Source organism: Nocardiopsis lucentensis DSM 44048 (assembly GCF_000341125.1).
Classification (GTDB): Bacteria; Actinomycetota; Actinomycetes; order Streptosporangiales; family Streptosporangiaceae; genus Nocardiopsis; species Nocardiopsis lucentensis.
In genome coordinates this window covers 5,642-13,568 of sequence record NZ_ANBC01000319.1, presented here as the reverse complement: position 1 = coordinate 13,568, position 7,927 = coordinate 5,642, and the positions used below count along the sequence as shown (strand labels likewise).

Here is a 7,927-nt window from a genome sequence, read left to right as displayed (position 1 = left end):
CTGCCGACCCTGCGGCGGCTCATGATCACCCGCGGCTACCTCATCGCCCCGGTCGTGGCGATCTTCGCCCTGCTGTCGATGGGTTTCTCCCCGATGTTCTCGGCGATGGGCGCCGTGGTGACGACCGTGGCGATCAACGTCCTCACCCAGTACATCCTCATGCCCTGGCGCAGGGACGAGGAGACGGGAGAACTCAAGACACGGTCGGGACGCGACATCACCTCCCCCGCGGTGCGGCTGCCCCTGCCGATCATCGTCGCGGCCGTCGCCGCGACGGTCCTGGTCATGGTGGGCCAGTGGGTCATGGCCGGAATGGACCGGGGCATGGTGGCCCTGGCCACCACCCTCCTGCTCACCCTCGCCGGGATCGCGGTGGCGGTGGCCTTCGGCCGCTGGCGGGAGTCGGGTGAGGACCAGCTGAACCTGCACTCGTTCCTGGACGGCCTGGTGGGCGCGGCCCGGTTGGCGATCCCCATCATCGTGGCGTGCGCCTCGGCGGGCGTCATCGCGGGCGTCATCACCACGACCGACCTCGGTCTCAAGCTCAGCGACGGTCTGCTGGGGATCGCCGAGTCGATCAGCTCGGGTCTGGCCTCGCTGCTGACGGCGGTGGCGGCCTCCCCGGTGCTGGCCTGGACGGGCGCGGGCGCCGACTTCGGGGCGACCGCGGTCGGCACGCTGCGGGTGGACCTGTTCCTCATCCTGTTCATGTCGATGATCGCCTGCCTGATCCTGGGCATCGGCCTGCCCACGACCGCCAACTACGTCATCACCGCGACCCTGGCGGCGCCGGCGATCGTGGCGGTCCTCCAGGGCTCGGTGGACGAACGGCTCGCGATGCTGCTGATGGCGCACCTGTTCGTCTACTACTTCGGTGTGCTCGCCGACATCACGCCGCCGGTCTGCCTGGCCGCCTACGCCGCGTCGGGCATCTCCGGAGGCGATCCGATCAGGACCGGGTTCTACTCGGTGCGCATCGCCATCGCCGCCTTCGTGATGCCGTACATGTTCGTGTTCTCGCCCGAGCTGCTGTTGCAGGAGGTGAACTGGCTCACCGGCACGATCGCGGCGATCACCGGTGTGGCCGGCGCGGTCATGGTGGCGCTCGGCCTGGTCGGTTACGTGGACCGGCCGCTCGCCTGGTACAAGCGGGTCGGGCTGATCGTGGGCGGACTGCTCCTGGTGTCCGGGAGCCTCGTCGCCAACGCCGTGGGGCTGGTCCTGATCGTGGCGGTCCTCGGGTACGAGAAGCTGCGTACCCGCCGCGAGGGCGGCCCGAAGACCGTCCCGGGCGTGGACTCCGTCCCGGCCAAGGTGAAGGCGAACGGAGACGACCGTTCCGTGGAGTCGGCGGGCGGCGACGACTGAACCCCGACTGATCCTCCACGCGGCCCGTGCCGCTGACCACCGCGGTCGGCGGCACGGGCCGTCCCGTGGGCGGGATCCGCTCCCCGTGCGTGGCCCACCTGTTCTCCGCACCGGTTAGCCTGGGACGGTGAGCCAGAGTCGTACCTACCAAGTGCGGACCTACGGCTGCCAGATGAACGTCCACGACTCCGAGCGCCTCTCCGGTCTGCTGGAGGACGCTGGGTACGCGCGCGCAGCCGAGGACACCACCGCAGACATCGTCGTCTTCAACACCTGTGCGGTCCGGGAGAACGCCGACAACCGCCTGTACGGCAACCTCGGGCACCTGCGCCCGGTCAAGGACGCCAACCCGGGGATGCAGATCGCCGTCGGCGGCTGCCTGGCGCAGAAGGACCGCGGTGAGATCGTGCGCCGCGCCCCGTGGGTGGACGTGGTGTTCGGCACCCACAACATCGGGTCCCTGCCCACGTTGCTGGAGCGCGCCCGGGTCCAGCGCGAGGCCCAGGTGGAGATCGCCGAGTCCCTGGAGCACTTCCCCTCCACCCTGCCCAGCCGCCGTGAGTCCGCGTACGCGGCGTGGGTCTCGATCTCCGTCGGCTGCAACAACACGTGCACCTTCTGCATCGTGCCCGCGCTGCGCGGCAAGGAGCAGGACCGGCGCCCCGGTGACATCCTGGCCGAGGTGCGCGCCCTGGTGGCCGAGGGCGTCAGCGAGATCACGCTCCTGGGCCAGAACGTCAACGCCTACGGCAGCGGGTTCGGCGACCGCCAGGCCTTCTCGAAGCTGCTGCGCGCCTGCGGTGAGGTCGAGGGGTTGGAGCGGGTCCGGTTCACCTCCCCGCACCCGCGCGACTTCACCGACGACGTCATCGAGGCGATGGCCGAGACCCCCAACGTCATGCCGCAGCTGCACATGCCGTTGCAGTCCGGGTCCAGCAAGGTCCTCAAGGACATGCGCCGCTCCTACCGCCAGGAGCGCTTCCTGAGCATCGTGGAGAAGGTGCGCGCCGCCATGCCGCACGCCGCGATCACCACCGACATCATCGTGGGCTTCCCGGGCGAGACCGAGGAGGACTTCGCCGAGACGCTGCACGTGGTGCGCGAGGCCCGGTTCGCGATGGCGTTCACCTTCCAGTACTCCAAGCGTCCGGGGACGCCCGCGGCGACGATGGACGGGCAGGTGCCGCCGGAGGTCGTCAAGGACCGCTACCAGCGCCTGGTCGAGCTCCAGGACTCGATCTCCTGGGAGGAGAACCAGAAGCTGGTGGGCCGCGAGGTCGAGCTGCTGGTCTCCGAGGGCGAGGGCCGCAAGGACGGCGAGCACCGTCGGCTGTCCGGTCGTGCCCTCGACAACCGTCTGGTGCACTTCGCCGTGGGCGAGGGCGAGGAGCCGCGCCCCGGTGACATGGTGACCGTGGAGGTCACCTACGCCGCCCCGCACCACCTGGTGGCGGACTCCGGTGTTCGCGGCCTGCGCCGCACCCGCGCCGGTGACGCCTGGGCGGCGCGCAACGGTCAGCCGCCCGAGGAGCGCGGCTCCGACGTCCTGCTGGGCATGCCGAAGATCGGTGTCCCGGCCGAGCCCGCCGCCCCCGTCGGCGGGTGCTGCGACGCCTGACCCGGCTCCGACCGGCGTCCCCGCGGCCCCCGACAGCGTGTCGGGGGCCGCGGGCCGGGTTCGGGGCCCGGTCGTGGGGTGCTCACCCCTGGCGGTCGGTTCGGGGGAGAACGCTAGCCGGTGAGCCGCACGTACAGGTCCTTGAACCGCAGCGCTCCCGGGGTGGGTACCCGCTCGGGCTCGCGTCCGGGCACCAGGGCCAGGTCCGGGTAGGTCCGCAGCAGTGATCCGAAGGCCACCTGTCCCTCCTGCCGGGCCAGGGCGGCGCCCAGGCAGTAGTGGATGCCGTGGCCGAAGCCCACGTGCGCCTCTCCGGGTTTGCCGTGGTGGCGGGTGATGTCGAATCGGTGCGGGTCCGGGTGCACGTTCGGGTCCCGGTTGGCGCCCATGATGACGGCCACCGCCCGGTCGCCCGCGGCGAGCCGGCCGCTCCCGAGCCGGACGTCCTCGGCCGCGTAGCGGACCTGGGTGATGAGGGCGATACCGCACCAGCGCAGCATCTCGTGGACCGCGGAGGGCAGCAGGTCGGGGTCGGCCCGCAGCATGTCCCACTGGTCGCGGTGGGTGAGCAGGGCGTGTGTGCCGTTGGTGAGCAGGTGGGCCGTGGTCTCGTGCCCGGCGATGACGAGGGTGAAGACCATGGCGATCAGCTCGGCCTCGCTGAGCTTCGCGCCGTCCTCGTCCCGTTCCCTGATCAGCGCGTCGAGCAGGTCGTCGTGCGGGGCTCGCCGACGCTGCTCGATCATCCCCTTGAGGTGGTCGATCATCTCGCCCAGCACGCTGTTCATCAGCTCGGGCCTGGTCGGATCGAACCCCTGGAGGGTGCTGCTCCACTCGCGCCACAGGGGCCGGTCCTCCTCGGGGACGCCGACCAGGTCGCAGATCACGGTGATCGGCAGCGGGTAGGCGAAGTGTTCGAGAAGGTCGACGGCACCGTTCTCGGCGTGGTCGGGCAGCCGGGACAGGAGGTCGTCGGTGATCCGCTGGACCCGGGGTCGCAGCTCGTTGACGCGGCGCACGGTGAAGGACCGTGACACGAGTTTGCGCAGCCGGGTGTGGTCGGAACCGTCCATGGCGAGGATGTTCTCGGTCATGTACGCGGCCAGGTCCGGGGTGACGCCCATGGCCTCGAAGATCTCGGCCTTGGTGCGCGTGCCCGCCCCCTGGCGCACGTTGTCGGGGTTGACCACGAACCGGCGGTCGCTCAGGATCGTGCGCACGTCCTCGTCGTCGGTGAAGAGGGTGACCTCGAAGCCGTCCGCGAACAGGGCGGGGGCCGAGCCTCCCGCCGCGGTGACGCGGTCCACGAGGGCCCGCGGGTCGGAGCTCCAGATCGGGTCCATCAGGTTGATGGTGTCGTTGTGCGCGGATGGTGCTGTGGCCGTCATGGGCACTCCATCGGTCGTCAGGTGTCGCGCGTGGCGTGTGTGTAGCGGTCGACCTCCGCGTGAGCGTCCCGGACGAGTTCCTCGAACAGGGCGGTCACCCTGGGCCAGACGGTGTGCAGGGCGCCGTCGGCGTCGGACTCGCCGAGAGTGGAGCGGATGGTGTCGGCCAGGATGTCGACGTGGCGGTCGACGGTCGGGGGTGGGAACGTGAAGCGTTCGGACAGGAGCGGCTCGGAGATCAGGAAGCCGGTCAGGATCGACGAGTAGGCGTAGAGCTGCTCGTCGCGGGGACGGTCGGTGCGGATGAGCCCGTGGTCGCGGAGGAGGTCGAAGTAGGCCTCGGTGATGCCGAGCCGTCGTTCGACGAGCTTCCTGCTGTACTCCTCGGCGGCCTGGGACAGGGTGCCCAGGGTCTCGGCGCGGCCCCTCATCACCGCGGCGATGATCGCGGAGTCGTGGAGCGCCAGGCCGGTGGTGCGGGCGAGCGTGCTGGGCCAGATCCCCTCGGGGCCCTGGCGCATCACCTCGAGGACGCGTTCGACCATGGCGCGCTGGGCGCGGAGCACGACCACCAGGAACAGCGCCTCCTTGGTGGGGAAGTGCAGGTAGACGGTGCCCTTGCCGATCCCGGCGCGGCGGGCGACGTCCTCGATGGTGATCCTGGGGTAGCCCCAGGAGACGAGGAGTTCGCCAGCGGCGTCCAGGATGCGTTCGGCTCGCTGGACGCGCTTGTCGGTTCTGGACGTCGGCCGGGTGGACGGGGTCACGGTGTACTCCTGAGCGTGGGGGATACGGCTGTGGTCTGGGTGTACCAGCGTTGTCACCATGACCATAGCCATGCCTCCCCTCGCGATGTGACTCCGTGACCAGATTTCGAATCTGGTCACGGAGTCAACGCTAGGTGAGAACCGACCGGGGGGCAAGGGTTCGGGCGAGCGGGCGAGCCGCCCGGATCGCCGCGTCCGTCGGCGATCGGCGGGGGTCAGGCGTCGGGCGCGGTGTGCTGGGAGTGGGGAACCAGTGTCGCCACGTCCACCAGAGTCTCCCCGGGGTAGGCCGGAGGACCCGCCATCACGGCCTCGACGTGGGAGAGCGCGCGCTCGACGAGTGCGGGGGAGTCGTAGGGCAGCCAGCGGACGCGGGGGTCGCGGCTAAACCACGACTCCTGGCGGCGGGCGAACCGCCGGGTGGCGCGGGCGGTGCTCTCCCTGGCCTCCTCCTCGGTCAGGTCCCCGTCGAGCTGGCCGAGCGCCTGCGCGTAGCCGAGCGCGCGCGAGGCGGTCCGGCCCTCGCGCAGTCCCCACCCGTCCAGTCGGCGGACCTCCTCCAACAGGCCGCGCTCCCACATGCGGTCCACGCGGCGGTCGATCCGAGTGTCCAGCTCCGGGCGCGGGGCACTCAGCCCGATCTGCGCGCAGGGGTAGTAGGGGGTGTCGTGGTCGGGCAGGTTGGCGGTGAAGGGCGCGCCGGTCAGCTCGATGACCTCCAGGGCCCGTACGATACGCCGCCCGTTGCCGGGCAGGATCGTGCGGGCGGCCTCCGGGTCGAGCTCGGCCAGGCGGGCGTGCAGGACGCCGGGGCCGAGGTCGGCCAGTTCCGACTCCAGCCGTGCGCGCACCTCGGGGTCGGTGCCGGGAAACTCCAGGCGGTCCAGCACGGCGCGCACGTACAGTCCCGATCCGCCGACCAGGACGGGAAGGACGCCGCGTTCGGCGCACTCCTCGATCCGGTCGCGGGCCATCTCCTGGTAGCTGGCCACGTCCGCGGGTTCGCTGACCTCCCACACGTCCAGCAGGTGGTGGGCGACGCCGCGCATCTCCTCGCGGGTGATCTTCGCCGTGCCGATGTCCATGCCCCGGTACAACTGCATGGAGTCGGCGTTGATCACCTCCCCGCGCAGTCCCGTGCGCTCCTCCAGCCGGAGTGCCAGCTCGACGGCGAGGTCCGACTTGCCCACAGCGGTCGGTCCGACGACCGCGATCACCTTGATCATGTCCCCAGCCTAGGGGGTGTTCCATGGATGCTGCCCGTAGTGAGCGGCGTCTCCGGTGCGGCTCTCGCAAGGCCGAAGAAGGAGTTCCCCTACTGTGCTCTGCTTCGCAAGCTCCGCAGTGTCGCACAGCGGGGGCCCGCCCGGGGTTGGCTGTCGACTGATGAGAACGCCGCGAGAGTTGTGCCGGGGCGTCGCGCAGCAGGGTACGTGTCCGCGGAACACCCCCTAAGGGGGCTTTGGGCACCGGACCCGCTGTCGTTCCGACACACCGCGCGAGGGGCGTCGCGGGACCGGGCGCCGGGTTCGGCCGGACGGGGCGGCCCGCGGCGGCGCATAGCAATAATCACGCTGTTATGGAATACCTGTGTTCCCGGGGCGCACAAAGGGAGAAGACATACCACCCCGTCCAACGCATGATTGGTCTGTGTTCCCTGGCGTGTGGGTCATTTTCTGAAAGCGTCTGCGGGTGGGTTATGGAAAACACCAGAGTTGCTGTTGTAGGAATCGGTCTCTGTTATCCTGACGCGAATTCTCCAGCGGATCTGTGGGACAACGTACTGGCGGGGCGGAGGGCTTTTCGGCGCCTGCCCAGCGAACGGATGAACCTGGATGACTACTGGTCAAGGGATCCGTCCGCCGAGGATCGGTTCTACTCTGAAAAAGCCGCTGTTCTTCGCGGATTCACGTTCGACAGGGCGCGCTACCGGGTGTCCGGCAGTTCCTTCCGGGCCACGGACATGACGCACTGGCTCGCCCTCGAAACGATGTCCCGAGCCCTGCGGGACGCCGGATTCCCGGAGGGTGAGGGGCTTCCCCGAAGGTCCACGGGCGTGGTCGTCGGAAACAGTCTGACCGGTGAGTTCTCACGTGCGAACACGATGCGGCTGCGCTGGCCCTACGTGCGCCGGACGGTGGCCTCCGCCCTGCTCGACCGCGGATGGGCGGAGGAGGAGGCGGACGCCTTCCTCGCCGACCTCGAGAAGTCCTACAAGTCCCCGTTCCCCCGTATCGACGAGGACACGCTCGCCGGAGGGCTGTCCAACACCATCGCGGGCCGGGTCTGCAACCACTTCGACCTCGGCGGCGGCGGGTACACGGTCGACGGAGCCTGTTCGTCGTCCCTGCTGTCGGTCTCCACTGCGGCGAACGCCCTGGTCTCGGGCGACCTGGACGCGGCCCTCGCGGGCGGGGTGGACCTGTCCATCGACCCCTTCGAGGTGATCGGGTTCGCCAAGACCGGAGCACTCGCCACCGGCGAGATGAAGGTCTACGACAAGGACTCCAACGGCTTCTGGCCCGGGGAGGGCTCCGGCGCGCTCGTGCTCATGCGCGAGGAGGACGCGATCGCCCAGGGCAAGCGCGTCTACGCCGTCATCACGGGCTGGGCGGTCTCCTCCGACGGCAGCGGCGGCATCACCCGGCCGGAGGAGAGCGGACACCGACGGGCCCTGGAACGCGCCTACGACCGCGCCGGATACGGGATCGAGACGGTCGGCTACTTCGAGGGGCACGGTACCGGGACCGCTCTGGGCGATGCGACCGAGCTGGCCGCGCTCGGCG

At 70.1% G+C, this 7,927-nt stretch carries 5 protein-coding genes and 2 pseudogenes (1 of these 7 only partly in view); 4 read left to right on the top strand and 3 right to left on the bottom strand.

From position 1 onward, the window contains the following. Window positions 1-1,368, top strand: a 1,368-nt coding sequence (locus D471_RS33945; RefSeq protein WP_017598723.1) for a TRAP transporter large permease subunit, incomplete at its 5' end; no start/stop codon positions are given. Between the two features lie 151 nt (window positions 1,369-1,519). Then, window positions 1,520-2,986: a tRNA (N6-isopentenyl adenosine(37)-C2)-methylthiotransferase MiaB gene (gene miaB / locus D471_RS0111315; RefSeq protein WP_026127622.1), complete on the top strand. Its 1,467-nt coding sequence runs from the start codon at window positions 1,520-1,522 to the stop codon at window positions 2,984-2,986. Between the two features lie 113 nt (window positions 2,987-3,099). On the opposite strand, the gene D471_RS0111310 is transcribed toward miaB, so the two are convergent. The 3 genes from D471_RS0111310 to miaA all read right to left on the bottom strand — a co-directional run bounded on the left by D471_RS0111310 (window position 3,100) and on the right by miaA (window position 6,367). Next, on the bottom strand, window positions 3,100-4,374 hold the full coding sequence (locus D471_RS0111310; RefSeq protein WP_017598721.1) for a cytochrome P450 family protein: 1,275 nt from the start codon (window positions 4,372-4,374) through the stop codon (window positions 3,100-3,102). Between the two features lie 17 nt (window positions 4,375-4,391). After that, window positions 4,392-5,141: a TetR/AcrR family transcriptional regulator gene (locus D471_RS33940; protein WP_051059149.1), complete on the bottom strand. Its 750-nt coding sequence runs from the start codon at window positions 5,139-5,141 to the stop codon at window positions 4,392-4,394. 215 nt (window positions 5,142-5,356) lie between these two features. Next, the gene (gene miaA / locus D471_RS0111300) at window positions 5,357-6,367 is read right to left on the bottom strand and encodes a tRNA (adenosine(37)-N6)-dimethylallyltransferase MiaA (RefSeq protein ID WP_017598719.1); all 1,011 of its coding nucleotides are present in this window, start codon (window positions 6,365-6,367) and stop codon (window positions 5,357-5,359) included. 353 nt (window positions 6,368-6,720) lie between these two features. Here miaA and D471_RS41735 point away from each other — a divergent pair. Both D471_RS41735 and D471_RS42635 read left to right on the top strand, forming a co-directional pair. After that, window positions 6,721-7,878, top strand: a pseudogene (locus tag D471_RS41735) (beta-ketoacyl synthase N-terminal-like domain-containing protein); the annotation flags it as partial. Next, window positions 7,842-7,927 (top strand): annotated as a pseudogene (locus D471_RS42635) (hypothetical protein) (its annotated part continues 82 nt past the right edge of the window); the annotation flags it as partial. The pseudogenes D471_RS41735 and D471_RS42635, both read left to right, overlap by 37 nt.

Bases quoted from the DNA above. Each gene is read 5' to 3' on its own strand.
- D471_RS0111310 (WP_017598721.1), bottom strand. From the start codon at position 4,374: ATGACGGCCACAGCACCATCCGCGCACAACGACACCATCAACCTGATG.
- miaA (WP_017598719.1), bottom strand. From the start codon at position 6,367: ATGATCAAGGTGATCGCGGTCGTCGGACCGACCGCTGTGGGCAAGTCG.